The sequence below is a fragment of the Rhodoferax sp. WC2427 genome (genome assembly GCF_040822085.1).
GTDB lineage: Bacteria > Pseudomonadota > Gammaproteobacteria > Burkholderiales > Burkholderiaceae_C > Rhodoferax_B.
This window is the reverse complement of record NZ_CP162006.1, coordinates 895,831-922,393: the sequence shown is the minus strand read 5'-3', so window position 1 is coordinate 922,393 and position 26,563 is coordinate 895,831. Positions and strand designations below refer to the sequence as shown.

General features: G+C 64.6%; 24 protein-coding genes. 8 read left to right on the top strand and 16 right to left on the bottom strand.

What is annotated here, in order from left to right:
* Positions 1 to 46: 46 nt before the first annotated feature.
* The 10 genes from rpoE to AB3G31_RS04420 form a co-directional block, all read right to left on the bottom strand.
* Positions 47 to 691: an RNA polymerase sigma factor RpoE gene (gene rpoE / locus AB3G31_RS04465; RefSeq protein ID WP_367849004.1), complete on the bottom strand. Its 645-nt coding sequence runs from the start codon at positions 689 to 691 to the stop codon at positions 47 to 49.
* Positions 688 to 1,146, bottom strand: coding sequence for a hypothetical protein (locus AB3G31_RS04460; RefSeq protein ID WP_367849003.1), 459 nt, complete (start codon positions 1,144 to 1,146; stop codon positions 688 to 690). Before AB3G31_RS04460 ends, rpoE begins: the two co-directional genes overlap by 4 nt.
* 18 nt (positions 1,147 to 1,164) lie before the next feature.
* Positions 1,165 to 2,409 (bottom strand): beta-ketoacyl-ACP synthase II, encoded by a 1,245-nt coding sequence (gene fabF / locus AB3G31_RS04455; protein ID WP_367849002.1) that lies wholly within the window; start codon positions 2,407 to 2,409, stop codon positions 1,165 to 1,167.
* Positions 2,410 to 2,524: 115 nt separating this feature from the next.
* Positions 2,525 to 2,764, bottom strand: a complete 240-nt coding sequence (gene acpP, locus AB3G31_RS04450) for an acyl carrier protein (RefSeq protein ID WP_315185800.1) — start codon at positions 2,762 to 2,764, stop codon at positions 2,525 to 2,527.
* Between the two features lie 132 nt (positions 2,765 to 2,896).
* Positions 2,897 to 3,643: a 3-oxoacyl-ACP reductase FabG gene (gene fabG / locus AB3G31_RS04445; RefSeq protein ID WP_367849001.1), complete on the bottom strand. Its 747-nt coding sequence runs from the start codon at positions 3,641 to 3,643 to the stop codon at positions 2,897 to 2,899.
* Entirely contained in the window at positions 3,640 to 4,614 is a 975-nt protein-coding gene (gene fabD, locus AB3G31_RS04440; RefSeq protein WP_367849000.1) for an ACP S-malonyltransferase, read from the bottom strand. Before fabD ends, fabG begins: the two co-directional genes overlap by 4 nt.
* Before the next feature lie 52 nt (positions 4,615 to 4,666).
* Complete coding sequence (locus tag AB3G31_RS04435) at positions 4,667 to 5,647, bottom strand: beta-ketoacyl-ACP synthase III (protein WP_367848999.1); 981 nt, start codon at positions 5,645 to 5,647, stop codon at positions 4,667 to 4,669.
* Positions 5,644 to 6,696, bottom strand: a complete 1,053-nt coding sequence (gene plsX, locus AB3G31_RS04430) for a phosphate acyltransferase PlsX (protein ID WP_367848998.1) — start codon at positions 6,694 to 6,696, stop codon at positions 5,644 to 5,646. The genes AB3G31_RS04435 and plsX overlap by 4 nt, the downstream gene beginning before the upstream one ends.
* Before the next feature lie 107 nt (positions 6,697 to 6,803).
* Positions 6,804 to 6,986, bottom strand: a complete 183-nt coding sequence (gene rpmF / locus AB3G31_RS04425; protein WP_295955448.1) for a 50S ribosomal protein L32 — start codon at positions 6,984 to 6,986, stop codon at positions 6,804 to 6,806.
* Positions 6,987 to 7,146: 160 nt separating this feature from the next.
* Complete coding sequence (locus AB3G31_RS04420; protein WP_367848997.1) at positions 7,147 to 7,695, bottom strand: DUF177 domain-containing protein; 549 nt, start codon at positions 7,693 to 7,695, stop codon at positions 7,147 to 7,149.
* A gap of 25 nt (positions 7,696 to 7,720) precedes the next feature.
* On the opposite strand from AB3G31_RS04420, the gene AB3G31_RS04415 reads away from it, so the two are divergent.
* Both AB3G31_RS04415 and AB3G31_RS04410 read left to right on the top strand, forming a co-directional pair.
* Entirely contained in the window at positions 7,721 to 8,326 is a 606-nt protein-coding gene (locus AB3G31_RS04415) for a Maf family nucleotide pyrophosphatase (RefSeq protein WP_367848996.1), read from the top strand.
* On the top strand, positions 8,323 to 9,084 hold the full coding sequence (locus tag AB3G31_RS04410) for an SAM-dependent methyltransferase (RefSeq protein WP_367848995.1): 762 nt from the start codon (positions 8,323 to 8,325) through the stop codon (positions 9,082 to 9,084). Before AB3G31_RS04415 ends, AB3G31_RS04410 begins: the two co-directional genes overlap by 4 nt.
* Before the next feature lie 5 nt (positions 9,085 to 9,089).
* Here AB3G31_RS04410 and AB3G31_RS04405 read toward each other — a convergent pair whose 3' ends face one another.
* From AB3G31_RS04405 to ppc, 5 genes are all read right to left on the bottom strand, one after another.
* The gene (locus tag AB3G31_RS04405) at positions 9,090 to 10,106 is read right to left on the bottom strand and encodes a S49 family peptidase (RefSeq protein WP_367848994.1); all 1,017 of its coding nucleotides are present in this window, start codon (positions 10,104 to 10,106) and stop codon (positions 9,090 to 9,092) included.
* Positions 10,107 to 10,108: 2 nt separating this feature from the next.
* Positions 10,109 to 10,471, bottom strand: a complete 363-nt coding sequence (locus AB3G31_RS04400; protein WP_367848993.1) for a Rieske (2Fe-2S) protein — start codon at positions 10,469 to 10,471, stop codon at positions 10,109 to 10,111.
* 18 nt (positions 10,472 to 10,489) lie between these two features.
* Positions 10,490 to 11,158, bottom strand: coding sequence for an HAD family hydrolase (locus tag AB3G31_RS04395; protein ID WP_367848992.1), 669 nt, complete (start codon positions 11,156 to 11,158; stop codon positions 10,490 to 10,492).
* Positions 11,148 to 12,584 carry a mannose-1-phosphate guanylyltransferase/mannose-6-phosphate isomerase gene (locus AB3G31_RS04390; protein ID WP_367848991.1) on the bottom strand — a complete coding sequence of 479 codons (1,437 nt, stop codon included), beginning with the start codon at positions 12,582 to 12,584 and terminating at the stop codon, positions 11,148 to 11,150. The genes AB3G31_RS04395 and AB3G31_RS04390 overlap by 11 nt, the downstream gene beginning before the upstream one ends.
* A 105-nt stretch (positions 12,585 to 12,689) precedes the next feature.
* Entirely contained in the window at positions 12,690 to 15,578 is a 2,889-nt protein-coding gene (ppc, locus tag AB3G31_RS04385) for a phosphoenolpyruvate carboxylase (RefSeq protein ID WP_367848990.1), read from the bottom strand.
* A gap of 68 nt (positions 15,579 to 15,646) precedes the next feature.
* Between ppc and hemC the strand changes: the two genes are divergently transcribed.
* The 4 genes from hemC to AB3G31_RS04365 are packed head-to-tail and all read left to right on the top strand — an operon-like array spanning position 15,647 to position 19,711.
* Positions 15,647 to 16,603 (top strand): hydroxymethylbilane synthase, encoded by a 957-nt coding sequence (gene hemC / locus AB3G31_RS04380; RefSeq protein ID WP_367848989.1) that lies wholly within the window; start codon positions 15,647 to 15,649, stop codon positions 16,601 to 16,603.
* Positions 16,604 to 16,608: 5 nt separating this feature from the next.
* Entirely contained in the window at positions 16,609 to 17,391 is a 783-nt protein-coding gene (locus AB3G31_RS04375) for a uroporphyrinogen-III synthase (RefSeq protein WP_367848988.1), read from the top strand.
* Positions 17,388 to 18,425, top strand: a complete 1,038-nt coding sequence (locus tag AB3G31_RS04370; protein WP_367848987.1) for a uroporphyrinogen-III C-methyltransferase — start codon at positions 17,388 to 17,390, stop codon at positions 18,423 to 18,425. The genes AB3G31_RS04375 and AB3G31_RS04370 overlap by 4 nt, the downstream gene beginning before the upstream one ends.
* A 2-nt stretch (positions 18,426 to 18,427) precedes the next feature.
* Positions 18,428 to 19,711, top strand: coding sequence for a heme biosynthesis HemY N-terminal domain-containing protein (locus tag AB3G31_RS04365; RefSeq protein ID WP_367848986.1), 1,284 nt, complete (start codon positions 18,428 to 18,430; stop codon positions 19,709 to 19,711).
* A 227-nt stretch (positions 19,712 to 19,938) separates the two neighbouring features.
* Here the strand turns inward: AB3G31_RS04365 and AB3G31_RS04360 are convergent, their stop codons facing one another.
* Positions 19,939 to 23,169, bottom strand: a complete 3,231-nt coding sequence (locus AB3G31_RS04360; RefSeq protein WP_367848985.1) for an Rne/Rng family ribonuclease — start codon at positions 23,167 to 23,169, stop codon at positions 19,939 to 19,941.
* A gap of 594 nt (positions 23,170 to 23,763) precedes the next feature.
* On the opposite strand from AB3G31_RS04360, the gene AB3G31_RS04355 reads away from it, so the two are divergent.
* Entirely contained in the window at positions 23,764 to 24,756 is a 993-nt protein-coding gene (locus tag AB3G31_RS04355) for an RluA family pseudouridine synthase (RefSeq protein ID WP_367848984.1), read from the top strand.
* Positions 24,757 to 24,796: 40 nt separating this feature from the next.
* Positions 24,797 to 26,530, top strand: a complete 1,734-nt coding sequence (gene pilB / locus AB3G31_RS04350; RefSeq protein ID WP_367848983.1) for a type IV-A pilus assembly ATPase PilB — start codon at positions 24,797 to 24,799, stop codon at positions 26,528 to 26,530.
* Positions 26,531 to 26,563 lie beyond the last annotated feature (33 nt).

Genomic DNA, 26,563 nt, shown 5'->3' with positions numbered 1-26,563 from the left:
TCTTCACCTTGCTTGCTAATTTGTGCTCACCAGCTCTCAACAACTCTTACCAGCGCTTGCCGGACTGGTTTTCCAGCAAGGGCTTCACCCGCGCCGAAATCGCCTCCCGGGCCCGGAAAATGCGCGACCGCACCGTACCAATCGGACACTGCATCATTTCTGCGATGTCCTCGTAGCTCATGCCTTCGATCTCACGCAAAGTCACGGCCTGGCGCAAATCGTCCGGCAAAGCCTCCAGGGCCACGTTGACAGCATTCGATATTTGCTTGGCTGCCAGCACCGTGTCCGGGGTGTCAGGACTGGTTGGTTCATTTTTTCGGTACGAAGTTTCATCATCGTCGTCAGATTGGCGCATGGAAGCTTCAGAAACCGTGGGATCGCGCTTGAAATCCATCAGCGTCTTCTTGGCGGTATTGATGGCGATACGGTACAGCCAGGTGTAGAACTGCGCGTCGCCACGGAACTTCGGCAGGGCCCGGTAGGCGCGGATGAAGGTTTCCTGGGCAATGTCTTCCACCAGATCCACGTCGCGGACCATGCGGCCAATCAACCGCTGGATGCGGCGCTGGTACTTGACCACCAGCAGCCCGTACGCCCGCTGGTCGCCCGCCACCGTGCGTTCAACCAGCATCAGGTCGCTATCGGTGGCTGTGGCCGGGGTGGTCAAAGGGGGGGGAGGTAGTGCAGTCATGGTTCAGGTCCGAGCGCACTGGTGGAGGCATCAAGCGGTCTGGCGGGCGAATATACCGCACGGCGCAGGCTGCGCCAGTACAGGGGCTGGCTTGCCCTTTCAGCCCAGCACCACAGGGGCCGCCCCGTATCCGGGCGCAGGCGCAGCAGCAGGTGGTGCTGCAGGTCCAGGTGGACGCTGACATGCACCGTGAAAGAGGTACTGTTGCCGCTCCAGAACCATTGCTGGCCGTCCCAGCGCAGGGCCGCCACCGGCGTTGTCCACCAAGCGACCACGGCCAGCAGGCCCGCGCTCAGCACGGTGAGCGCCGCCACACCCTGCCGCCAGCCCAGCGCGTCCACCTGCCAGCTCCAGCCCGCCACGGTGGCTGCGCCCAAGAGCCACAGTGCGCCCTGCAGCCCGGCCTGGAAACGCGAACGCCCCACCGGATAGCTCACCGGTGGGGCGTTGTGCATGGGGCTGGAGGCGTCAGCTTAGACGCGCTTGAACACCAGGGTGCCGTTGGTGCCGCCGAAGCCGAAGTTGTTCTTCACCGCCACGTCGATCTGCATGTCCCGGGCCGTGTTGGCGCAGAAGTCCAGGTCGCACTCGGGGTCCTGGTTGAAGATGTTGATGGTGGGTGGGCTCTTCTGGTGGTGCAACGCCAAGACGGTAAAGACGCTCTCAATGCCGCCCGCGCCGCCCAACAGGTGTCCGGTCATGGATTTGGTGGAATTGACCACCAGGTTCTTGGCGTGGTCGCCAAACGCCAGCTTGATGGCGTTGGTTTCGTTGGCGTCCCCCAGCGGCGTGGAAGTGCCGTGGGCGTTCAGATAATTCACCTGGTCGGGATTCACACCGGCGTTCTTCAAGGCCATCTGCATGGAGCGGCGGGGGCCGTCCACGTTGGGGGCCGTCATGTGGTAGCCGTCGCCGCTCAGGCCAAAGCCCACGATTTCGGCGTAAATCTTGGCCCCGCGCGCCTTGGCGTGCTCGTATTCTTCGATTACCAGCACGCCTGCGCCCTCGCCCAGCACAAAGCCGTCGCGGTCTTTGTCCCAGGGACGGGAGGCGGTGGCGGGGTCGTCGTTGCGCGTGCTCAGGGCACGGGCTGCGGCAAAGCCGCCCAGGCCCAGCGGCGACATGGTGGATTCGGCACCGCCGGCCACCATCACGTCGCAGTCACCGTACTCGATCATGCGGGCCGATTGGCCGATGGCATGCAGGCCGGTGGTGCAGGCGGTGGCAATGGCGATGTTGGGGCCTTTGAAGCCAAACTTGATCGACACGTGGCCCGAGATCATGTTGATGATCGAGGCCGGTACAAAAAATGGGGAAATGCGCCGCGCGCCCCGGCTGGTGTATTCGGCATGCGTCTGCTCGATCATGGGCAGGCCGCCAATGCCGGAGCCGATGTTGCAGCCAATGCGCGTGGCTTCTTCTTCGTCCAGTGCGTCGCCGGTGGCCAGACCGGAGTCGGCCACCGCTTCGATCGCCGCCGCCAGCCCGAGGTGGATGAAGCGGTCCATGTGGCGCGCTTCTTTCTCAGGGATCAGGGCATTGATGTCAAAACCTTTGACTTCGCCACCAAACTTGCATGAGAAGGGGCTGGCATCAAACGATTTGATCAGGTCAATACCCGACTGACCGGCCAATAAAGCCTGCCACGCATCGGCCACGGTGTTACCTACGGGGCTGACGCAACCTAAACCTGTGACGACGACACGACGACGGGACATAAATGTATGGGGTGTGGTGGGCAGCTAGAGGCTGCAAAAAACGGCACCGGGTGCCGCTTGGTTCCACTGGCTGTCTCCACGCGGGTGGCAAACAGCCAGTTGGTTCAGAGGCAGATTAGCCCTTGGGGTGGCTGGTCGCGTAGTCGATCGCGTTTTGCACGGTGGTGATCTTCTCGGCGTCTTCGTCCGGGATTTCGATGCCAAACTCATCTTCCAGTGCCATCACCAGTTCGACGGTGTCCAACGAGTCAGCGCCCAGATCGGCCACGAATGACTTTTCGTTGGTAACTTGGGCTTCTTCCACACCCAGTTGTTCGGCAATGATTTTTTTAACGCGTGCTTCGATATCGCTCATAGTTCCCTCTGAGGGTTGTAAAAGAATCCGTGATTTTAGCCGGGCTGCAGAAGATCCCCTGCCCAGACTGCCGTACGGATAGAACGGCTGGATTTTGTGTGAACGAGTGCCTTGACCTTACCGTCAAATTACTCACATGTACATGCCACCGTTGACGTGCAGCTCCTGCCCCGTCACGTAGCCCGCCTGGGGCGATGCCAGATAGGCCACCGCATGCGCCACATCGGCGGGCAGGCCCAACTGGCCCAGCGGAATTTGCGCCAACAGGGCTTTGTGCTGCTCTTCGGGCAGGCTGGCGGTCATGTCGGTATTGATAAAGCCCGGTGCCACGCAATTGACCGTGATGTTGCGCGAGCCCAACTCGCGCGCCAGGGCCCGCGTCATGCCCGCCACACCGGCTTTGGCGGCGGCGTAATTGGCCTGCCCCGGGTTGCCCGAGGCGCCCACCACCGAGGTAATGCTGATGATGCGGCCATAGCGCTGTTTCATCATGGTGCGCATCACCGCGCGGCTCATGCGGAACACGGCCTTCAGGTTGGTGTCCAGCACATCGTCCCAGTCGCTGTCTTTCATGCGCATAGCCAGGGTGTCGCGGGTGATGCCTGCGTTGTTCACCAGCACCTGCAGACCGCCCCATTCTTTAGTAATGCTATCAATGACAGCCTCGGCCTCGGCCAAGTTGTTCACATCCAGCTTCTTGCCACTGCAACCGGGAAAGGCGGCCAGCGCCTGTGTGATGGCAGCGGCACCGGACTCACTGGTGGCGGTGCCGATCACTTTCAGGCCACGTTGGGCCAACTCCAGGGCGATGGCCGCACCGATACCGCGCGATGCGCCGGTTACCAAGGCCACCTGGCCTGCAAATTCCACGGCGCTCATGCGGCGGCTCCTGATAGTTGGGACTGGACCTCGGCCATGCTGGCAGGGTCGAACAAAGGCAGGCCAACCAGGCCCGCGTCGATACGCTTGACCATACCGGCCAGCACCTTGCCGGGGCCGCATTCGACCAGGGTGGTCACGCCGCGGGCCTTGATGGCGGCCACGCACTCGACCCAGCGCACCGGGCCAAAAGCCTGGCGCACCAGGGCATCGCGGATGCGGTCGGGGTCGGTTTCAACCGCCACGTCAATATTGTTGACCACCGGAATTTGCGGCGCGGCAAACACGGTCTGCGCCAGTTTCTCGCGCAGTTGCATGGCCGCGGGCTGCATCAGGCTGGAATGGAACGGGGCTGACACCGGCAAAGGCAGAGCGCGCTTGGCACCGCTGGCCTTGAGGACTTCACAAGCTTTTTCCACCGCGGCCTTGCTGCCGGCAATCACGGTCTGGCCGGGGTCGTTGAAGTTCACGGCCTCCACCACCTCGCCAGAAAATTCAGGGCCCAAAGCGCGCATGGCGCTCGTCACATCGGCACAACCAGCTATTACTTTAGTAGCATCCAGCCCCAAGATGGCAGCCATGGCACCCACGCCCACCGGCACGGCGTTCTGCATGGCCTGGGCCCGAAAGCGCACCAGCGGCGCGGCCTGGGCCAGCGTTAGCACGCCGGAAGCCACCAGCGCAGAATATTCACCCAGCGAATGGCCGGCCACCACGGCAGGTGCGGCACCCGTTTCGGCCATCCAGGCGCGGTAGGCGGCGACGGCAGCCACCAGCATCACTGGCTGGGTGTTGGTGGTCAGGGCCAGCGCCTCCTTGGGGCCGTCCTTGATCAGCAGGGCCACGTCTTCACCCAAGGCATCGGAGGCTTCTTGCAGGGTCTGGCGCACTACGGGATGGTCGCCCCACGCGTCGAGCATGCCGACGGACTGGGAACCCTGGCCGGGAAAGATAAAAGCGAAATGGTTCATGGATTTTATGAGTCAAAAATGCCGCTATCGCTTATGGAATGAGCGTAGCATGCTACAAATTAAGCAGCACTGCACCCCAGGTAAACCCGCCACCCACGCCTTCGAGCATGAGGGTCTGGCCCTTTTTGATTTGGCCGCTGCGTACACCGGCGTCCAGCGCCAGGGGAATCGACGCCGCCGAGGTGTTGCCATGCTGGTCCACGGTCACAATGACCTTGTCCATGGACATCTTCAGCCGCTTGGCCGTGCTTTGCATGATGCGGATATTGGCCTGGTGCGGAATCAGCCAGTCGATGTCGTCGTGGGTTTTACCGGCCTTGGCCAAGGCGGCCCGGGCGGCTTCTTCCAGCACACCGACGGCCAGCTTGAATACGGCCGGGCCGTCCATGGTCAGCAGGGGGCTGCCCACCACCGAACCGCCCGACACCTGGCCAGGCACACACAAAATGCCCACGTGCTTGCCGTCGGCATGCAGGTCGCTGGCCAGAATGCCCGGCGTGTCCGAGGCTTCCAGCACCACCGCTCCCGCACCATCGCCAAACAGCACACAGGTGGTGCGGTCGGAGAAATCGAGAATCCGCGAGAACACCTCCGCCCCGATCACCAGCGCCTTGCGGGCCGAACCGGTGCGGACCATGGCATCGGCCACGGTCAGCGCGTACACAAAGCCGCTGCACACGGCCTGCACATCAAACGCCGGACAGCCGTGGATGCCCAGCTTGTTTTGCACAATGCAGGCAGCCGACGGAAACACCATATCCGGCGTGGAGGTGGCGACGATGATCAGGTCGATGTCCTGGGCCTGGACACCGGCTGCCTCCATGGCGTGCCGGGCGGCATGCACCGCCAAGTCACTGCAGGTGGTATCGGCATCGGCGAAATGGCGGGCCCGGATGCCGGTGCGCTCCACGATCCAGTCGTCCGAGGTTTCCACGCCTTTGGCAGCCAGTTCGGCCACCAGATCGGCGTTGGTCAATCGACGGGGGGGGAGGTAGCTACCGGTGCCGGTGATGCGGGAATATGGACTCGTCATGCGCTCGTGGTTGCGGTCGTGTCCAAGGCATTGGCCGCAGATGCCGCCAAAAGTGGCGCTGCATGCGCAATGCGGGCCTGGACACGGTCCAGCAGGTTGTTTCGGGCTGCATCATACGCCCGGTGCAACGCCTGCTCAAACGCAAATGCGTCGGCCGAGCCATGGCTTTTGAACACTAAACCGCGCAGACCCAACAAGGCTGCACCGTTGTAGCGCCGGTGGTCCATGCGCTTTTTAAGCGCAGATAGCACCGGAGTGGCGAGCAATGCCGTAAATTTGGTGAAGATATTGCGAGAGAACTCGGCGCGCAAGAAGTTGACGATCATGTTGGCCAGGCCTTCGCTGGTTTTCAGCGCCACATTGCCGACAAAACCGTCGCACACGATGATGTCCGTGGTGCCCACAAAAATATCGTTGCCTTCGACGTTGCCATAGAAGTTCAGATCGCCCGCACGCGCTGCGGCGCGCAACAATTCGCCCGACAGCTTGATGGTCTCGTTGCCCTTGATGGCTTCTTCGCCAATATTGAGCAGGCCGACCGTGGGGTTTTCGTTGTCGCTGAGCACCGACACCAGGGCCGAGCCCATCACCGCAAATTGCAGCAAATGCTCGGCCGTGCAATCCACATTGGCACCGAGATCCAGCACCGTGGTGGCACCGCCCTTGGCATTGGGGATTTGCCCGGCAATGGCGGGCCGGTCGATACCGTCCAGGGTTTTGAGCAGATAGCGGGCAATGGCCATCAAGGCCCCGGTATTGCCCGCCGACACCGCCGCCTGGGCCGTGCCCAGCTTGACCTGGCTGATCGCCACGCGCATGGAAGAATCTTTCTTCTTGCGCAGGGCAATTTCAATCGAGTCGTCCATGCCGACCACTTCGCTGGCCACCACAACCTGGGCGCGCGGATGCACAAAGCCCGCCAGGCTGGCAGGCAAACCGACCAGCAAGAGCGAAACCCCGGGGGTGTTGTCGAGAAAATGGCGGCAGGCCGGCAGCGTGACGCTGGGGCCATGGTCACCACCCATGCAATCCACAGCGAGTGTGATCATGGTGTAGCAGCGCCCAGCGGCGCGCGAAGTCTAGAAAGTGCAAACATCAAAACAAAGGCCCGTGGCTACGGGTTACGTAGCACCGGGCCCTGGATGGTGAGCGCAGATCAGGCTTCAGATTTGTTTTTCAGCACCTGGCGACCACGGTAGAAACCGTTGGGGCTGATGTGGTGGCGCAGGTGGGTTTCACCGGTGGTGGATTCCACTGCGATACCGGGCACGTTCAGTGCGTTGTGCGAACGGTGCATACCGCGCTTGGAAGGGGACTTTTTGTTCTGTTGGACGGCCATGGTGGGCTCCTAAATAAGTGTGGTTCAAATGCGTTTAAAGCTAAACGCTAAAAGATTAGACAATTCACGAGAGGCCACTCAACTTTGAAGTCAAAATGCTCAAAGCCTTTTCGCGCTAAGCCTTAGATTATAGCCCAAGCTTACGGGGCAATGCTAGTCCCTAGTCGGCACCCTCACCACGCAGCTTGGCCAGCGCAGCAAACGGATGGGGCTTTTCCGACAAGGCGGCCTCAAAAGCCGGGTCCACCACCTCCAAGGTCACCTCCACCGGGCACACCTCGTGGCGCGGCACCAGGGGGATTTCCATCAGCAGCTCGTCTTCAACCAAGATGGCCAGGTCGAATGCCGGGTCAAGCGCCAGGATGTCTTCTTCGGACTCGTCGTCCAGTGCGGCCGCGGTGTCTTCATCGGCAACGAAACGGAAAGAACGGTCCACCGCCAATGGGACGTCCACCGGGGTAAGGCAGCGTTGGCAGGTCATGGGCAGGCAGGTATCGGCCTGGATGTGCAGCCAGATTTCGGCCTCGCCGCCCGCCACCGGGCGCAGCTCGCCCTGGGCGTTCCAGTTCACAGTCAAATCAGCTGCTGGCGCTGACGCTTCCTGCATGAGGCGCTCATATTTTGGTAGCAATTCCTGGGCAGAGCGGGCGCCCGCAGCCTGTGCAAAGGCGCGCACGTCCAGGGGGGTGGAAGCAATCTCGATATTCATGGGCACAGTGTAAGAGAATCCCGGGATGCATTCCCCTTTGCCCTCCCCTCCCCCCCGCACCCTGGTCTTGGGCTCGACTTCACGCTACCGCAGTGAACTGCTGCAGCGCCTGCGCATCCCCTTTGAAGTTGCCGCACCGGACGTAGATGAAACCCCGTTGCCCGGTGAATTGCCGCGCGATCTGGCGCTTCGCCTGTCGCTGGCCAAGGCCCGGGCCGTGGCCGCCCGCTTTCCGCAGGCCGTGGTCATCGGCTCCGACCAGGTGGCGGATTTACACGGCGAGCCGCTGGGCAAGCCCGGCAACCACGCCAATGCCGTGGCGCAATTGCGCCAGATGCGCGGCCACACGGTGGTGTTCCAGACCGCGCTGTCGGTCGTCTGCCTCGACAGCGGCTTTGCCCAGAGCGCGCTGGCCCCGGTGCAGGTGCGGTTTCGCGACCTCAGCGATGCCGAAATTGAAACCTACTTGTTGGCCGAGCAACCCTACGACTGCGCGGGCAGCGCCAAAAGCGAGGGCCTGGGCATCAGCCTGCTGGACAGCATCGACAGCGACGACCCCACTGCCCTGATCGGTCTGCCACTGATCCGCACCTGCCAGTTGCTGCGCGCCGCCGGAGTGGTGCTGCTATGACCCCCGGAAAACTGTACCTGGTCCCCGCTCCGCTGGATTTCGGCTGCACCACGCAGACGCCACTGGACGACGTGATGCCGTTGGGCACCTTGCGCGTGGCCGCTCGGCTGCAGCACTGGGTCTGTGAAAACGCCAAGACCACCCGCGCCTACCTGAAGCGGGTGGATGCACTGGTGCCCCTGGCCCAGCCCCTGCAGGCCTTGCAGATCCAGGAGCTGCCGCGCGAAGTGCACAAGAAAGGCGACCACAGCGGCAACTTCGATGCCAAGCCGCTGCTGGCTGCCGCCTTGCAGGGGATGGACATCGGGCTGGTCAGCGAAGCGGGCATGCCCGCAGTGGCCGACCCGGGTTCGTCGGTGGTGCGTGCCGCGCACGAGCTGGGGCTGGAAGTGGTGGTGCTGGTGGGGCCGGTGTCGCTGCTGCTGGCGCTGGCCGCCAGCGGTTTGAACGGGCAGAACTTTGCGTTTGTCGGCTACGTGCCCCAGGCGGAGCCGGAACGTAGCCAGAAAATCCGCGAACTGGAGGCCCTGGCGCTGAAAACCGGTCAGACCCAGATTTTCATTGAAACACCCTACCGCAACGCATCCCTGCTACAAGGTCTGCTACAGACTTTGCAGCAAAACACGCGTTTGGCCGTCAGCAGCGGCATGACTTTGGCCGCCCCCCGCACGGTCAGCGACACCGTCAAAGGCTGGCGGCAAAAAAACAAGGCGGGTCTGGTCACTGACCAGCCCGCCGTGTTTGCGATCGGCCGTTAGGATTTTTAACGCAAGGCGGGTACGCGCTGCAGCGCGCGCACCGAGCCTTCGCCCATGGCGGCGCCAAAACGCTTGGCCAGGCGCTCGGCCACGTTCTCGCGGCGGGTGTAGTCCACCAGCTCTTCGGCCTTGACGACCTCGCGGGCCACGTAATCCAGGTTGCCCAGGTGGTCGGCCAGGCCCATTTCCACCGCCTGCTGGCCGCTCCAGAACAGGCCGCTGAAGGTTTCCGGGGTTTCGTGCAGGCGCTTGCCACGCCCGGCCTTGACTGCGTCGATGAACTGCGTATGGATCTGGTCCAGCATGCTCTGGGCGAAGGCCCGTTGTTTGTCGGATTGGGGGCTGAACGGGTCCAAAAAGCCCTTGTTTTCGCCCGCCGTCATCAGGCGGCGCTCCACACCCAGCTTGTCCATCAGTCCGGTGAAGCCAAAACCGTCCATCAGCACGCCGATGCTGCCGACGATGCTGGCCTTGTCGACAAAAATCTGGTCGGCAGCCACGGCGATGTAGTAGGCCGCCGAGGCGCAGCTTTCTTCCACCACGGCATACACCGGCTTGTGGTATTTCTTCTTGAGGCGCCAGATCTCGTCATTGATGATGCCGGCCTGCACCGGGCTACCGCCTGGCGAGTTGATCAGCAAGACCACGGCCTGGGCGCCCTCGTCCTCGAACGCGCTGCGCATGGCGGCTACGACAAATTCGGCGCTGGCATCCGCACCCGAGGCGATTTCGCCCTTGATTTCCACCACGGCGGTGTGGGCGGTGGTTTTGTCGGTGCTGGGCGTGGTGCGCGACAGGCCGATCCACGCTGCGGCCACCAGGCACACCAGCCAGGCCAGGCGGACAAAATTGCGCCAGCGGCGGGCGGTTTTTTGCTCGGCCAGGGCGGCAAAGGCCAGTTTTTCCAGGGTCACGCGCTCCCATCCAGGGGTGTCGGTAGGGCTACGGCCCGCCGGGCTCCCCGCAGAGCGCTCAGGTGGCGCGGAGGCGGGGGATTCGCCGGGAAGGATCGGGTCGGTCATGGTTAAAACTCAACAGGTTGCAATTGCGCCCGAGTATGCCAGCGCACCACCCCACTGGATTCGGAAAGGGCTATCTTCACCAGCCCGCCGCGGCAGGGGCCGCCACCGCATTCGCCGGTGTCGGGCCGGTAGGCCGCGCCGTGGGTGGCGCACAGCAACCACTCGCCGGAATCGTCAAAGATGCGGTTTGGCTGGTAGTCGAGCTCCATGGGAACATGGGTGCAGCGGTTCAGGTAGGCATGGGCCTGGCCGTTGTAGCGGATGGCAAACGCCCGGCAGGTCTCGCCCAGGTAGCTCACATCAAACGGCACGGCATCGCCACCATCGCTCAGGTCAGCCGCATTGCACAGGGGAATTTCTTGCATGGTGTCAGGCTCCCAAAATCAGCCGTGCGCCAGCAGCCAGGCATGCAGCTCGGCCACGGAATGGGCCACAAACCGCGGCTGCAGTGCCGCAAACGCCTCGGTGCCGTGCGCGCCATAGCCCACGCCCACACTGGCGCAACCGGCGTTGACGGCCATTTGCAGGTCGTGTGTGGTGTCGCCCACCATCAGGGTGCGCTCGGGGGCCACGCCAAACTCGCGCATCAGCTCCTGCAGCATGCGCGGATGCGGCTTGCCCAGGGTTTCGTCGGCAGTGCGGGAGCCGTCAAACAGGCCGTGCAGCTCCACCGCCCGCAAGGTCTCGTCCAGACCGCGCCGCGACTTGCCGGTAGCCACGGCCAGGCAGTGCTGGCGCGCCTTCAATGCCGCCAGCATGGGCAGCACCCCGGTAAACAGGCTGATGTCGTGCTGGTGCACCCGGTAGTGGTGGTTGAAGCGCGCACCCAGCGCCGCGTGCTGGGACGCAGGCACATCGGGTGCCGCGTGGGCCAGGGCGGGAATCAAGTCCATGCCAATCACGAACGAAGCCGCTGCATCGCTGGGCACGGTGCCGCCCACGTCGCGCACCGCCTCCTGGATGCTGCGGGTGATGATGGCCGTGGAATCGAACAGCGTGCCGTCCCAGTCGAAGGCAATCAGATCAAATTGCCGGACCTGGCTAGCGGCCATAGACATCTTCAAAGCGGACGATATCGTCCTCACCCAGGTAGCTGCCGGATTGCACCTCGATCATTTCCAGCTCGACGCGGCCGGGGTTTTCCAGCCGGTGGGTGGTGCCCAGCGGGATGTAGGTGGATTCGTTCTCGGTGACCAAAAAAGTCTCGTCGCCTTTGGTGACCTTGGCGGTGCCGGAGACCACGATCCAGTGTTCGGCGCGGTGGTGGTGCATTTGCAGCGACAGGGTGCCGCCGGGCTTGACCACGATGCGCTTGACCTGAAAGCGCGCGCCATTGTCCACACTGTCGTACCAGCCCCAGGGGCGGAACACCTTGCGGTGCAGCTGGCCCTCGGAGCGGCCTTGTTTCTTGAGGCTTTCGACGATCTTTTTCACGTCCTGGGTCTTGTCCTTGTGGGCCACCAGGATGGCATCGGCGGTTTCCACCACCACGATGTCGTCCACGCCCACGCAGGCGATCAGGCGGCCTTCGGACAGGGCCAGGGTGTTGCGGCAGTCGTGCAGCAGCACGTCGCCCTGGGCCACGTTGCCCGCATCGTCCTTGGGCAGCACTTGCCACAGGGCATCCCAGGCGCCCACGTCGGACCAGCCTGCGGCCAGCGGAATCACCACGCCCGGGGGCAACCCGGCCTGGCCGGAGGCGATGCGCTCCATCACCGCGTAGTCGATAGAGTCGCTGGGGCAGGCGGAAAACAGCTCTTTGCCCACGCGTACAAACTCACCGTCGGTGCTGCCCGCGTCCCAGGCGGTCTGGCAGGCGGCCAGGATGTCGGCACGGCACACGGCCATGGCCGCCAGCCACACCGAAGCCTTGACCATGAACAGGCCGCTGTTCCAGGAATAGGTGCCGGCGTCCAGGTAGCTTTGCGCGGTGGCCTGGTCGGGTTTTTCCACAAACCGGGCGATGGTGGAGGCGCCGCCGTTGCCGTACAGCGCACCGGACTGGATATAGCCGTAGCCCGTTTCGGGGCTGTCGGGCGTGATGCCAAAGGTGACCACCGCGCCCTCTGCCGCCAAGGCCGCGCCCTGGCGCACCACGGACTGGAAGGCGGGTTTGTCCACGATCACGTGGTCGGCCGGCATGACCAGCAGCACCGGGTCGGCACCGTCGCGCAGGGCGGCCAGCGCGGCCAGCGTCAGGGCCGGTGCGGTGTTGCGCCCCGTGGGCTCCAGCACGATGCGCCCAGGCTGGCCCATCAGGCGCAGCTGCTCGGCGATGACGAAGCGGTACTCCTCGTTGCACACCACCATAGGCGCCGCCAGCGTGCCCAGGCCCAGTCCCTCCACCCGGCGCACCGTGGCCTGCAGGAGCGAATCGTCGCCGATCAGCGGCAGCAGCTGCTTGGGGTATTTCTCGCGCGACAAAGGCCACAGGCGGGTGCCGGAGCCACCGGAGAGCACAACGGGTTGGATCAGCATAGAACTCCAAAAGGTAAAAAAACCAAGGGCCTGAGAACGTGTTCCGAGGCCGTTGGTTTTTATTATTGCAGAGCAACATGGCGCGCCGTGGCGCCCTGGCCGCTTTTAACCGGTGTTGCGCAGCGCCGCCGCAATGCCGTTGATGGAAATGTGGATGCCGATCTGCACCCGCTCGTCGCTCTGCCCGGCCCGGTAGCGGCGCACCAGTTCGACCTGCAGGTGGTGCAGCGGGTCGATGTAGGGAAACCGGTGGCGGATGGAGCGCTGCAGCGAGGCGTTGCCCGACAGGCGCTGCTTTTCACCGGTGATCTGGGTCAGCGCGTTGGCGGTGCGGTGCCACTCGGCCTCAATGTTGGCAAAAATGCGCTTGCGCAGCTTGGCATCGCTCACCAACTCGGCATAGCGCGAGGCCAGGGCCAGGTCGCTTTTGGCCAGCACCATGTCCATATTACTCAGCAAGGTGCTGAAGAAGGGCCACTGGCGGTACATTTTTTGTAGCACTCCCAGCGCGTCTTTTCTGCCTGCAGGGCCGTTTTCGTTCAAAAACGCCTCCACCGCCGAACCAAAGCCGAACCAGCCTGGCAAGGTCAGGCGGCACTGGCCCCAGCTGAAGCCCCAGGGAATTGCGCGCAGGTCTTCGATCTTTTGCGACGGCTTGCGGGCCGCGGGGCGCGAGCCGATGTTGAGCTCGGCAATCTCGCGCAGCGGGGTGGACTCGAAAAAGTAGTTGGTGAAACCCGGGGTTTCGTACACCAGTGCCCGGTACGCGGCCATGCTGGCGGTAGACAGCTGCGCCGCTGCCTTCAAAAATGCCGGTGTGGCGGACTTGGTTGGCTGCAGCAGCGTGGCTTCCAGGGTGGCGGCCACCAGGGTTTCCAGGTTGCGGCGGCCAATCTCGGGGTTGGCGTACTTGGAGCCGATGACTTCGCCCTGCTCGGTCAGGCGGATCTGGCCGCGCACCGTGCCGGGGGGCTGGGCCAGGATGGCCTGGTAGCTGGGGCCACCGCCCCGGCCCACCGTGCCGCCGCGGCCATGGAACATGCGCAGGGTGATGTTGTGGCTGTTGGCCAGTTGGTCAAACAAGTCCACCAGGGCGATTTCGGCGCGGTACAGCTCCCAGTTGCTGGTGAAGATGCCGCCGTCCTTGTTGCTGTCGGAGTAGCCCAGCATGATGTCCTGCTCGGCGCCGCTGCGCTGCACCAGTTCGGCCATGCCGGGCAGGGCGTAGAACTCGCGCATGATGGGCGCGGCGTTGCGCAAATCCTCGATGGTTTCAAACAGTGGCACCACGATCAGGTCGGCAGTGGCCTTGTTGTCCAGCGTGCGGTGCATCAGCCCCACTTCTTTTTGCAGCAGCAGCACTTCCAGCAGGTCGCTCACCGTCTCGGTGTGGCTGATGATGTAGTGGCGAATCGCCTGCACGCCGTAGCGGGCGCGGGACTCGCGGGCCGCCTCGAAAATCGCGATTTCCTTGCAGGTGTGCTCGGAATAGCTGGCCCCCACCACGCGCAGCGGGCGGGCGTCGTTGAGCAGCCCCATCAGCAGTGTGCGCTTGGCCATTTCGTCGAGCGCCGAGTAGTCGGCCTGGATGCGGGCCGTGGCCAGCAGCTCGGCGACCACTTCCTCGTGCTTGTCCGAGCTTTGGCGCAAGTCGACCGTGGCCAGATGGAAGCCAAACACCTCCACCGCACGGATCAGCGGGTGCAGACGCTCGGCCGCCAGGGTGGCACCGTGGTTGGCCAGCAACGAGCCTTCAATGGTGCGCAGGTCGGCCAGAAAGTCTTCGGCCAGCAGGTAGGGGTTTTGCGGCGCAACGGCGTGGCGGGCGGCGTCGCCCCCGGTCAGGCCCTTCAGGGTGGCGGCCAGGCGGGCGTAGATGCCGGTCAGGGCCAGACGGTAGGGCTCGTCCTGGCGGTGCACATTGGTGTCGGGCGAGCTGGCAGCCAGCGCCTGCATCTCCGGCGTCATGCCCACCAGGCCCGCCGACAGCGACAGCTCGCCGCCCAGGTAGTGCACCTCGGTCAGGTAGTGGCGCAGGGCCACGTCGGCCTGGCGGCGCAGCGCGTATTCCAGCGTCTGGGCGCTCACATTCGGGTTGCCGTCGCGGTCGCCACCAATCCACTGGCCCATGCGCAGGAAGCTGTGCACCGGGTGGTCGCCCAGGGCGCCTTCCAGGTCGGCGTAGATCTTGGGGATCTCGCGCAAAAAGGTCGATTCGTAGTAGCTCAGCGCATTCTCGATCTCGTCGGCCACGGTCAATTTGTTCATGCGCAGCAGGCGGGTTTGCCACAGCTGCATGACGCGGGCCCGTAACTGCGCCTCGTTGGTGGCCAGTTCGCGCGGCGCCAGGGCGTCTTTGGTGGTGCCGACCAGGGTGCGTTCGCGCAGGGTGTCGCGCACTGTCAGCAGCCGGGCAATATCGCGCTCGGCATCCAGAATGCTCTTACGCTGCACTTCGGTGGGGTGGGCGGTGAGCACCGGAGCCACGTAGGCGTGGGCCAGGGTCTGCGCGATGGTTTTGGGGGAAATGCCGGCCCAGCGCAAACGCGACAGCGCCACTTCGATGCTGCCTTCCTGGGTGTCGCCCGCACGCTCATGCACCGCGCGGCGGCGGATATGGTGGCGGTCTTCGGCCAGGTTGGCCAGGTGGCTGAAATAGGTGAAGGCGCGCATGACGCTCACCGTCTGGTCGCCGGTCAGGGCCTTGAGCAGCTTTTTGAGTGCCTTGTCGGCCTCGGCATCGGCATCGCGGCGGAAGGCCACCGACAGCTTGCGCACCTGCTCGACCAGCTCAAATGCGGCATCGCCCTCTTGCTCACGGATCACATCACCCAGAATACGGCCCAGCAGGCGGATATCTTCAACCAGAGGCCGCTCGTTCGCCTTTTCGCGGCTGGCCGAACGGGTCGCCGTGGGAGCGACCTTGGCTGGAGTAGCCTTGGCCCCTGCCACTTTGGCGGACTTGGGGACGCTGGGAGAATCTGCCGTGGTCATGCGTGAACTTCCTAAATGTGCTTAAAAGGGTCGGACAAACCCCATGCTAGCATCCAACTTCCCCTGAAATGCCTTCAATTTCTTCTGAAAATTACCAACAGGTTACCGGTTTGAGCACCCCCTCCTTGCACATCACCATCGCCACCCGCGAGAGCCGTCTGGCCCTCTGGCAGGCCGAACACGTCCAGTCGCTGCTGCAGCAGCGCGGCCACAGCGTCACCTTGCTGGGCATGACCACGCGCGGCGACCAGATCCTGGACCGCTCGCTGAGCAAGGTCGGCGGCAAGGGCCTGTTTGTGAAAGAGCTGGAAGTGGCGCTGGAAGAAGGCCGCGCCGACATCGCCGTGCATTCGCTCAAAGACGTGCCCATGGACCTGCCCGAGGGCTTTGCCCTGGCCTGTGTGCTGGAGCGCGAAGACCCCAGCGACGCCTTTGTGTCCAACCGCTACGCCACCCTGGCCGATGTGCCCCAGGGCGGCGTGGTCGGCACCTCCAGCCTGCGCCGCACCGTGCTGCTGCGCGCCCTGCGCCCGGATCTGCAGATCGCTCCGCTGCGCGGCAACCTGGACACCCGCTTGCGCAAGCTCGACGAGGGCCAGTTCGATGCCATCGTGCTGGCCAGCGCCGGGCTGATGCGCCTGGGCCTGCCCGAGCGCATCCGCAGCCGCTTTGCCACCACCGCCATGCTGCCCGCCGCCGGGCAAGGTGCCCTCGGCATCGAAATCCGCGCCGACCGGGCCGATCTGGTGGCCGCCCTGGCCCCGCTGGCCCATAGCGCCACCTGGCAGGCCGTGGCCGCCGAGCGCGCCGTCAGCCGCAGCATGGGCGGCAGTTGCTCCATGCCGCTGGCCGCGTTTGCCACCTGGGTGGATGACCAGCTGGTGATCCATGCGGCCTGGGGCGATGCCGACCAGCCCGCGCCACTGGTCACCGCCCACGCGCAGGCCGCCATTCGCGACCTGGCCACTGCAACGGCGCTCGGCGAGCAGGTAGCCGCGCAGTTGCGGGCGGGCGGCGCAGGCTGAAGGCCATGCACGTCATCGTCACCCGGCCTGCGCAAGATGCCCAGCGCTGGGTGCGCGAGCTGCTCAAACAGGGCCTGCAGGCCACCACCCTGCCCCTGATCGCCATCGCGCCCGCAGCCAATGCGCTTGCGGTGCAACAAGCCTGGCAAAACATGGCCCACTACCAGGCAGCCATGTTCGTCAGCGGCAACGCGGTACAACATTTTTATGCATCAAATCAGGCCTCTGCGCTTATAGAACAAGCGCAAGCAACTATCAATACAAGAGCATGGGCCACCGGGCCTGGCACCGTGGCAGCGCTGCGCCAGGCGGGCGTGGCGGCCGACCAGATCGATGCACCGGATGCCGCCGCGGGCCAGTTCGACTCCGAAGCCCTCTGGCACATCGTCGCCCCCCAGGTGCAGCCGGGCAGCCGCATCCTGGTGGTACGTGGCAGCGACCACACGGGTGAGGCCGCGGGACGCAGCTGGCTGGCCGAGCAACTGGCCGCCGCCGGGGCGCAACTCGACACCGTGGTGGCGTACGAGCGCCGCGCGCCGGTGTTCAGCCCCGACCAGCTCCGCCAGGCCCAGCAGGCCTGTGGCGACGGCAGCGTCTGGCTTTTCAGCAGCTCCGAGGCCATCGCGCACCTGCAAACCCTGTTGCCTGGCCAGGATTTCCGCACCGCCCGCGCCGTGGCCACCCATGGCCGCATCGCGCAGGCCGCGCGGCGTGCGGGTTTTGGTGTTGTTTGCGAGTCACGTCCTCTGCTGGCCGACATAGTGGCCTCGATAGAATCGCTGGCATGAATGCCGAGCTGCCCCCCGAAACATCCGCCTCCCCCCTCCCGGCAGTCGCACCGCCCGCCAAAGGGTCCGGCATGCTGACCCTGGTGGCTGGCGGCGTAGCCGTGCTGGCCCTGGTCAGCAGCGGCATGTTGTGGCAAAAACTCAGCCACATCCAGGAACAGCTGGCCCGCCAAAGCGCCGATGCCGGAACCCAGGCGGTCGAAGCCCGCACCATCGCCCGCCAGGCACAAGACCAGGCCCGCGACATCGCCGCGCGCCAGGCCGTCACCGATGCCCGCGTCAGCGAAACCACCCTGCAGCGCACCCAGCTCGAAGACCTGATGCAGAGCCTGTCGCGCTCGCGCGACGAAAACCTGGTGGTCGATATCGAATCCTCGGTGCGCCTGGCCCAGCAACAGGCCCAGCTCACCGGCAGCATCGAGCCCCTGCTGGCCGCCCTGAAAAGCGCCGACGACCGCGTCACCCGCGCCGCCCAGCCGCGCCTGGCGCCGCTGCAGCGCGCCATTGCCCACGACACCGAGCGCATCAAAGCCGCCACCACCACCGACACCCCGGGCCTGCTGGTCAAGCTGGACGAACTGGTGCGCCAGGTGGACGACTTGCCCACCGTCAACGCCGTGGTGGTCGCCTCTGCCGTGGGCGCAGGCAAAGCCACACCGCCGCTGGCCGCCGAATGGTGGCAGCGCGCGCTCGACGTGGTGCACCAGGAAGCCCGCAAGCTGCTGCGCGTGAGCCGTATCGAACAGCCCGAGGCGGCCCTGCTGTCGCCCGAACAAACCTTCTTTCTGCGCGAAAACCTCAAGCTCAAGCTCCTGAATGCCCGCCTGGGTCTGCTGGCGCGCCAGCTGGCCTCGGCCCGCACCGACCTGAACGCTGCCGCCGCCGCGCTGAACAAGTATTTCGACCCCGCCTCGCGCAAAACCCAAACCATGGCAACCCTGCTGCAGGATGTGCAAGGCCAGATGAAGGCCGTGGAGCTGCCGCAGGTCGATGAAACCCTGGCCGCCCTGGCCACAGCCGCGGCAGGAAGATAAGCATGCGCGCAATTGCCTGGCTCCTGGCCCTGTTCGGTGTGGCGGTGGCGGTGGCCCTGCTGGCGGGTAACAACCAGAGCACCGTGACCGTGTTCTGGCCACCGTACCGGGTCGATCTGTCGCTGAACCTGGTGCTGCTGCTCACCGTGGCCACCTTCATCGCGCTGCACCTGGCCCTGAAGGCCTTGTCGGCCTTGTTCGCCATGCCGCAGCAAGCCCAGCGCTGGCGGCTGCAGCAAAAAGAGCGGGCCACCCATTCGGCCCTGCTGGACGGTTTTTCGCACCTGCTGGCCGGGCGCTTCCTGCGGGCCCGCAAGGCCGCCGAACTGGCGCTGCGCCAGGAGCAGGCCCTGCTGGCCAGCGGCCACCCCCTGGCCCACGGCGACAAGCTGCGCGCCCTGGCCCATCTGGTCACCGCCGAAAGCGGCCACTCGCTGCAAGACAAAGCCACCCGCGACAACCACTTGCAGCAAGCCCTGGACAGCACCGCCCAGCGCAACACCCTGGAAACCCAGGAAACCCGCGAAGGCATCCAGCTGCGCGCCGCCCACTGGGCCCTGGCCGACCGTGATGCCGATGCCGCCATGCAATGGCTGGATGCCCTGCCCCAGGGCGCGGCCCGCCGCACCCTGGCCCTGCGGGTACGCCTCAAAGCCACCCGCCTGGCCCGCCAGACGCTGCCCGCACTGGAAACCGCCCGCCTGCTGGCCAAGCACCGGGCCTTCTCGCCCGCCGCGGCGCAAAGTATTCTGCGCGGCCTAGCGCTGGAGCTGCTGGCCACCGCCTACGACCCGGCCCAGTTGCAACGCGCCTGGGCCGAGCTGGATCCGGCCGAGCGGCTGATGCCCGACGTGGCCATCCAGGCCGCCCAGCGCCTGGCTACCCTGCAAGGCGATACCGCCACTGCGCGCATGTGGCTGCTGCCCATCTGGGAGCAAATGGTGGCCCACCCTGAGCAAGAGCATGCGTTTGGCACCAAGCTGGTCCGGGCGCTGGAGGCGGGCTTTTCCGCCGCCGACAGCCCGGCCGACCTGCCCTGGCTGCACCGCATCGAAGCCGCCCAGCAACGCAACCCGCGGGACGCCCGCCTGCAGTACCTGGCCGGCATGGCCTGCCTGCGCCACCAACTCTGGGGCAAAGCCCAGCAGCTGCTGGCGCAGTCGGTCCACCAGTTGGAAGACACCGGCCTGCAACGCAGCGCCTGGCGCGCCCTGGCCGACCTGGCCGAGAAGCGCGGCGACGCGGCGGCGGCACAGGCGGCTTACAAGCAAGTCGCCGGGCTGTAACAACCGCCCCGGGCCACGGTGCAGCGCCTCATCCTGGCGGGTGCGTGGCCCGTCCGCAAAAAGGGATGTGTTGTTAAATTCAGGCCTATTTTCGGCGGCTTGAATTGGCACGCTGCGCTTATAGCATCAGCGTAAGAAGCTACAAAAACCATAGTTAAAAACCGTAGCACAATTGCGCCCAAAAAAAATGGACCCGAAGGTCCATTTTTGATTGCCGGGTCAGCGGCTTAGAACGGCAAGTCCATCTTGCCCAGGTCGCGCTTGGTTTCCACCATCACCAGGGGTTCCGCCTGGACCGGGGCTACCGCGGGACGCACACGGGGTACGTGGACCACGATGGGCTCGGCAGCGATGGCGGCCTGGACGGCAGCGGCGCGTTCGGGGCTGGTGCCCACCCATTGCAGGCCGGAGCTCTGGGCCAGCTGGTCCAGTTCGGCGGTCGGCAGGGCAAACACGGGCTTGGCTGCGGCCACGGGTGCGGCCACCGGTGCGGCCATCACAGCGGCGACGGGTTCTGCCACCGCTTCGACCACAGGTGCCACGGGCTCGGCCACGACGGCAACCACCGGTGCGGGTGCCGGTGCCGCCACGGGCTCGGCCACCACCGCTGCAGCGCGCTCCACCAGGGATTCGGCTTGCGGCTGGGCGTCCGATTCCACGGGGTTGGGCACAAACGCAGCGGGTTCACCGGCGTTTTCACGCGGCGCGCGGTCCTTGCGGTCGCGGCCATAGCGGTCGCGGGAACGCTTTTCGCGGCGCTGGGGCTCTTCGCCTTCAGGACGGGCTTCGTCGGTGCGCTCGGCGGCCTGGTCGGCAGTTTCGGCGGATTCCGCTACGGGCTCGGCGGCACTGGCTTGCGCGGCAGCCTGGGCGGCAGCGAAGTACGACGGACGCTCGGGGCGCTCGGCGGGCTCAGCGGGTTCGCGGTCCATGCGGGGTTCGCGCTCGGCACGGGGCTCGCGGGGTTCACGCGGCTCGCGGTCGGCACGGGGTTCGCGCTCTGGGCGGGGCTCGCGTTCGGCACGCGGTTCACGCTCTGGGCGGGGTGCGCGAGGGGCCTCGGCCACGGCTTCACCGTTGGCATCCAGCTGGGCTTCGCGGGGCTCACGCAGGTCGGGACGGGGCTCGTCCTGGCGGTCACGGCCCTGGGCAGGTGCACCGTCTTCACGCGGGCCACGGCCACCACGGCCACCGCGGGGGCTGCGTTCGCCACGTTCACCGGCGTTACGCGGGCCGCGCTCGGCACGGGCTTCGGAGCTGCCGACTTCGACATTGCCAGCGGCTTCGTTCACCACGCCTTCAATGCCCTGGACGGCCTGGCCGTCCACCTCGGAGCGCTCACGCGGACCCTGGGTACGCTCGCCACGGCCACGGCCACCACGGTTGCCACGGGTTTGGGCTTCGCCGTCGGCACGCGGTGCGTCGTTACGCTCTGGGCGCTCGGCGCGCTCCGGACGGTCCGCCGCATTGCGCGGAGCACGTTCGGGACGGGCTTCCTGGCCTTCACGGGGTTCGCGGGCCTCGCGGCCTTCGGCATTGCGGGGGCCCCGGTTGCGGCCCTGGCCTTCGCCACGTTCGGCGGTGTCGTCGCGGCCACCACGGCTGTTGCGGCCACCGCGGCTGGCGCCTTCACCACGCGTGTTGCGGGGTTCGCGCTTGTCTTCGGGCTTGGGTGTCGTGGTCACGGTAGACGGTACCGGAGCAGCTACCACCACCGGCGCAGGCGCGGCACCAAACAGGTTTTTCAACCAGCCGAAGAAGCCGGTTTCCACCGGTGCGGCCACGGGCGCAGGCGCTGCGACGGGGGCCACCACGGGGGCCGGGGCCACGGCCTTGGGCACGGCTTGCGGCGCGGGTGCGTCGGGCAGCACGCCCTTGATCACGGGGGTTTGCTTGTTGGTGGGCTCTTGCGAACGGCGGGTGACCGAGGTCGCGTCGTCCATCACGTCGGCCATTTTGTAGCTGGCTTCGATGTGGTCCAGGCGCGGGTCGTCGTGCTTCAGGCGTTCGAGCTTGTAGTTGGGCGTTTCCAGCGTCTTGTTGGGCACCATCAGCACGTTGATGCGCTGCTTGAGCTCAATCTTGGCGATTTCGGTGCGCTTTTCATTGAGCAGGAACGAGGCCACGTCCACCGGCACCTGGCACATGACCGAGGCGGTGTTGTCCTTGAGCGACTCTTCCTGGATGATGCGCAAAATTTGCAGTGCGCTGGATTCGGTGTCGCGGATGTGGCCGGAACCACCGCAGCGTGGGCAGGGAATCGAAGCACCTTCGCTCAGGGCCGGGCGCAAGCGCTGGCGGCTCATTTCCATCAGGCCAAACTTGCTGATGGTGCCGAACTGGACACGGGCGCGGTCTTGGCGCAGCGCGTCGCGCAGGCGGTTTTCCACGTCGCGGCGGTTGCGCGACTCTTCCATGTCGATAAAGTCGATGACGATCAGGCCACCCAAATCGCGCAGGCGCATCTGGCGGGCCACTTCCTCGGCGGCTTCCAGGTTGGTGCGGGTGGCGGTTTCTTCGATATCGCCGCCGCGGATGGAGCGGGCGGAGTTGACGTCCACCGACACCAGGGCTTCGGTGTGGTCGATCACGATGGCGCCGCCCGAGGGCAGTTGCACGGTGCGGGCGTAGGCCGATTCGATCTGGTGTTCGATCTGGAAACGGGAAAACAGCGGCGCGTCGTCGCGGTAGCGCTTCACACGGGCGGCGTGCTCGGGCATGACGTGGGCCATGAACTGCTGGGCCTGTTCGTACACGTCGTCGGTGTCGATCAGGATGTCGCCGATGTCGGTATTGAAGTAGTCGCGGATGGCGCGGATCACCAGGCTGGATTCCTGGTAAATCAGGAATGCGCCCTTGCCCTGCTTGCCTGCGCCGTCGATGGCGGTCCAGAGCTTGAGCAGGTAGTTCAGGTCCCATTGCAGTTCGGGTGCGCTGCGGCCGATACCGGCGGTGCGGGCGATGATGCTAGAGCCGTTGGGGTATTCCAACTGGTCCATGGCTTCCTTGAGCTCGGCCCGGTCGTCGCCTTCAATGCGGCGCGAGACGCCACCGCCACGGGGGTTGTTGGGCATCAGCACCACATAGCGGCCTGCCAGCGAGACAAAGGTGGTCAGGGCGGCACCCTTGTTGCCGCGCTCTTCTTTTTCCACCTGGACCAGCAGTTCCTGGCCTTCGCGGATCACATCGCTGATGCGCGCCTGGTTGACCGGCACGCCCTGCTGGAAGTATTGCTTGGAGATTTCCTTGAACGGCAGAAAGCCGTGGCGGTCTTCGCCGTAGTCGACGAAGCAGGCTTCCAGCGAGGGCTCGACGCGGGTGACGACGGCCTTGTAGATGTTGCCCTTGCGCTGTTCGCGCCCTTCGATCTCAATTTCATAGTCGAGCAGTTTTTGCCCGTCAACAATCGCCAGCCGGCGTTCTTCCGACTGGGTTGCGTTAATCAGCATCCGTTTCATGGTGCGCTTCCTTTGACTGGACCAGCAAGGGTCCAGAAATGTTCTTCAATTCAATACGGCCCAAATCGGGCCTATTGATGCCTGAACCAACGCGCGGAAACAGCCGGAATGACCCCAGACTGCACTAGGTAAGCCGGGGCTCACAGGGTGACAGTGGGGGGAGGTGGAGGGAAGCGAAGAGTGGTGTGCTGGTTGGGATAGCTACTGATTTGATAGCTGCTTGCGCGCAGTAGGTGCGCGCCAGGGGCGATTCCATGCCAAAAACCAGGGCTATAGCCGGAGCCATGAGCCACCGCCAGCAGGTTTGAAGTATCGCCATCAACACAAGAGTTCTCGCTTCGATCCGTTGCACAACATGCGCCTACAGCACAGGTTGGCAAGTGGGGGGTATTCCGTATGTAGTTTCCATCGCGTCAGCCCGCCCCATCAACTTATGCCGCCAACGGAGCCTGGGTTGCTCGGGGTGGTAGCAGATCGCCTTGGGTGGCATCGACTTCGCAGCGGCGTAGATGCAATGCTCTAAACTGTGGTGAATCAAGCACTTACGACACGACGCTGGTGAAAAATATTATAGGTGCTAACGCCCCACCCCCCATGCCAGAAGTCAAATTCATTACGGTCGACCCGGATGATGCCGGGCAGCGGCTGGACAATTTCCTCATGCGCCACCTCAAGGGCGTACCCAAAACCCACGTCTACCGCATCATCCGCAGCGGCGAAGTCCGGGTGAACAAGGGCCGCGCATCGGCCGACACGCGGGTGAACGGGGGGGATGTGGTGCGCCTGCCGCCCACCCGCATCTCCGAGCGGGTGGCCGAAAAAGCCGAGGCCATGGCCGCCGCGCCCGCCCCGGCGCGCGAATTTCCCATCCTGCTGGAAGACGAGCACCTGCTGGCCATCGACAAACCTGCGGGTGTCGCGGTGCACGGCGGCAGCGGCGTCAGCTTTGGGGTGATTGAACAACTGCGTATGGCCCGCCCGAAAGCCCCGTTCCTGGAACTGGTGCACCGCCTGGACCGCGAAACCTCAGGCATTCTGCTGCTGGCCAAAAAACGCAGTGCGCTCAAAAACGTCCAAGACCAGTTCCGCGACCGGGAAACTGGCAAGACCTACCTGGCGTTGGTCATCGGCCAGTGGCCCGCCAATAAGAAGGTGCTGGACAAGTCCCTGCACAAATACCTGCTGCCCAACGGCGAGCGCCGCGTCAAGGTGGTGGCCCGGGACGACCCGGACGGCATGCGCTCGCTGACCCTGGTCAAGGTGGCCCAGAATTTCGAGGGCTTCAGCCTGCTGGAGGTGACCATCAAGACCGGGCGCACCCACCAGATCCGCGTGCACCTGGCTTCCGAGGGCTTCCCGATTGCCGGAGACGACAAATACGGCGACTTCGAGTCCAACAAGGCCTTGGTGAAGCAGGGGCTCAAGCGCATGTTTCTGCACGCCTGGCGCCTGCAGCTGAGCCACCCTGCCAGCGGCGAAAGCGTAGAGTTGCATGCGGCTTTACCCGACGAATTACAGCGGTTTTTACCAGCGAAACCGGGTGCCGTCCCCCCTGTGGCCGGTTTACAGCGGCCACTTAATAGGTAATGATGCAGTAACCTTTTGCTACCTGCTACATTTTGGGCTTATGGCCGCTGTCGAACCCTTCACCAAAGAATCATCTTCTGTTGCGCTTCCCGGCTTGGGAAGGGTTCTGATTTCTGCAGGCAAACTCGGCCAACGCGCGGCCGAAGACATCTACCGCAAAGCCCAGTCCAACCGCGCCAGCTTCATCGCTGAACTGATGTCCTCCGGGGCGGTGTCGGCATCGGACCTGGCGCACACCATGTCCACCGCGTTTGCCGCGCCTCTGCTGGACATCGACGCGGTCGACCGCCACCGCCTGCCCAAAGACCTGCTGGACGCCAAAATCTGCCAAGCCTACCGGGTGGTGGTGCTGAGCAAACGCAACAACCGCCTGATCGTTGCCACCGCCGACCCGTCGGACCAGGAAGCCGCCGAGAAAATCAAGTTTGCGACCCAGCTGGGGGTGGACTGGATCATCGCCGAATACGACAAGCTGTCGCGCATGGTGGATGCCAACGCCGTCACCACCGGTGAGGCGATGGACAACATCATCGGCGGCGACTTCGACTTTGACGACGCGATCATGGGCACGCCGGTCGAGGCCGCCGAAATCAACATGACCGAGGTGGAAGATGCCCCGGTCGTCAAGTTTTTGCACAAGATGCTGCTCGATGCCTATGGCATGCGCGCATCCGACCTGCACTTTGAGCCCTACGAGCACAACTACCGCGTGCGCTTTCGTATCGACGGTGAACTGCGCGAAATCGCCTCGCCGCCGGTGGCCATCAAGGACAAGCTGGCCTCGCGCATCAAGGTGATCTCGCGCCTGGACATCTCGGAAAAACGGGTGCCGCAAGACGGCAAGATGAAGCTCAAAATCGGCCCGGACCGGGTGATCGACTTCCGCGTCAGCACCTTGCCCACCCTGTTCGGCGAAAAGATCGTGATCCGGATTCTGGACCCGAGCAGCGCCAAACTCGGCATCGATGCGCTGGGCTACGAGCCCGAAGAAAAAGAGCGGGTGATGCAGGCCATTGGCCGCCCCTACGGCATGGTGCTGGTCACCGGGCCTACGGGATCGGGCAAAACGGTGTCGCTGTACACCTTCTTGAACCTGCTGAACAAGCCCGGCGTGAACATCGCCACGGCCGAAGACCCGTCCGAAATCAACCTGCCGGGCGTGAACCAGGTCAATGTGAACGAAAAAGCCGGCATGACCTTTGCCGTGGCCCTGAAGTCGTTTCTGCGCCAAGACCCGGACATCATCATGGTGGGCGAAATCCGCGATCTGGAAACCGCCGACATCTCCATCAAGGCCGCGCAAACCGGCCATTTGGTGTTGTCCACGCTGCACACCAACGACGCACCCACCACCTTGACGCGCATGCGCAATATGGGCATTGCGCCGTTCAATATCGCCTCCAGCGTGATCCTGATCACCGCCCAGCGGCTGGCACGCCGCCTGTGCCCCGCGTGCAAGGCGCTCATCGACATCCCGCAAAAGACCTTGCTGGAGTCCGGCTACAAGCCCGAAGAGCTGGACGGCTCCTGGAAGCCCTACGGCCCGGTGGGCTGCAACGCCTGCAACAACGGCTACAAAGGCCGGGTGGGTATCTACCAGGTGATGCCGATTTCCGAAGAAATCCAGCGCATCATCCTGCGCGATGGCAGTGCGCTGGATATTGCAGAACAGGCCAAAATCGAAGGTGTGCGGACCCTGCGCCAGGCCGGGTTGCACAAGGTGAAGCTGGGCTTGACCTCGCTGGAAGAAGTGCTCGCTGTGAGCAATGAATAGACCCGGACTTACCTAGTCGTATTAAGGCATTCC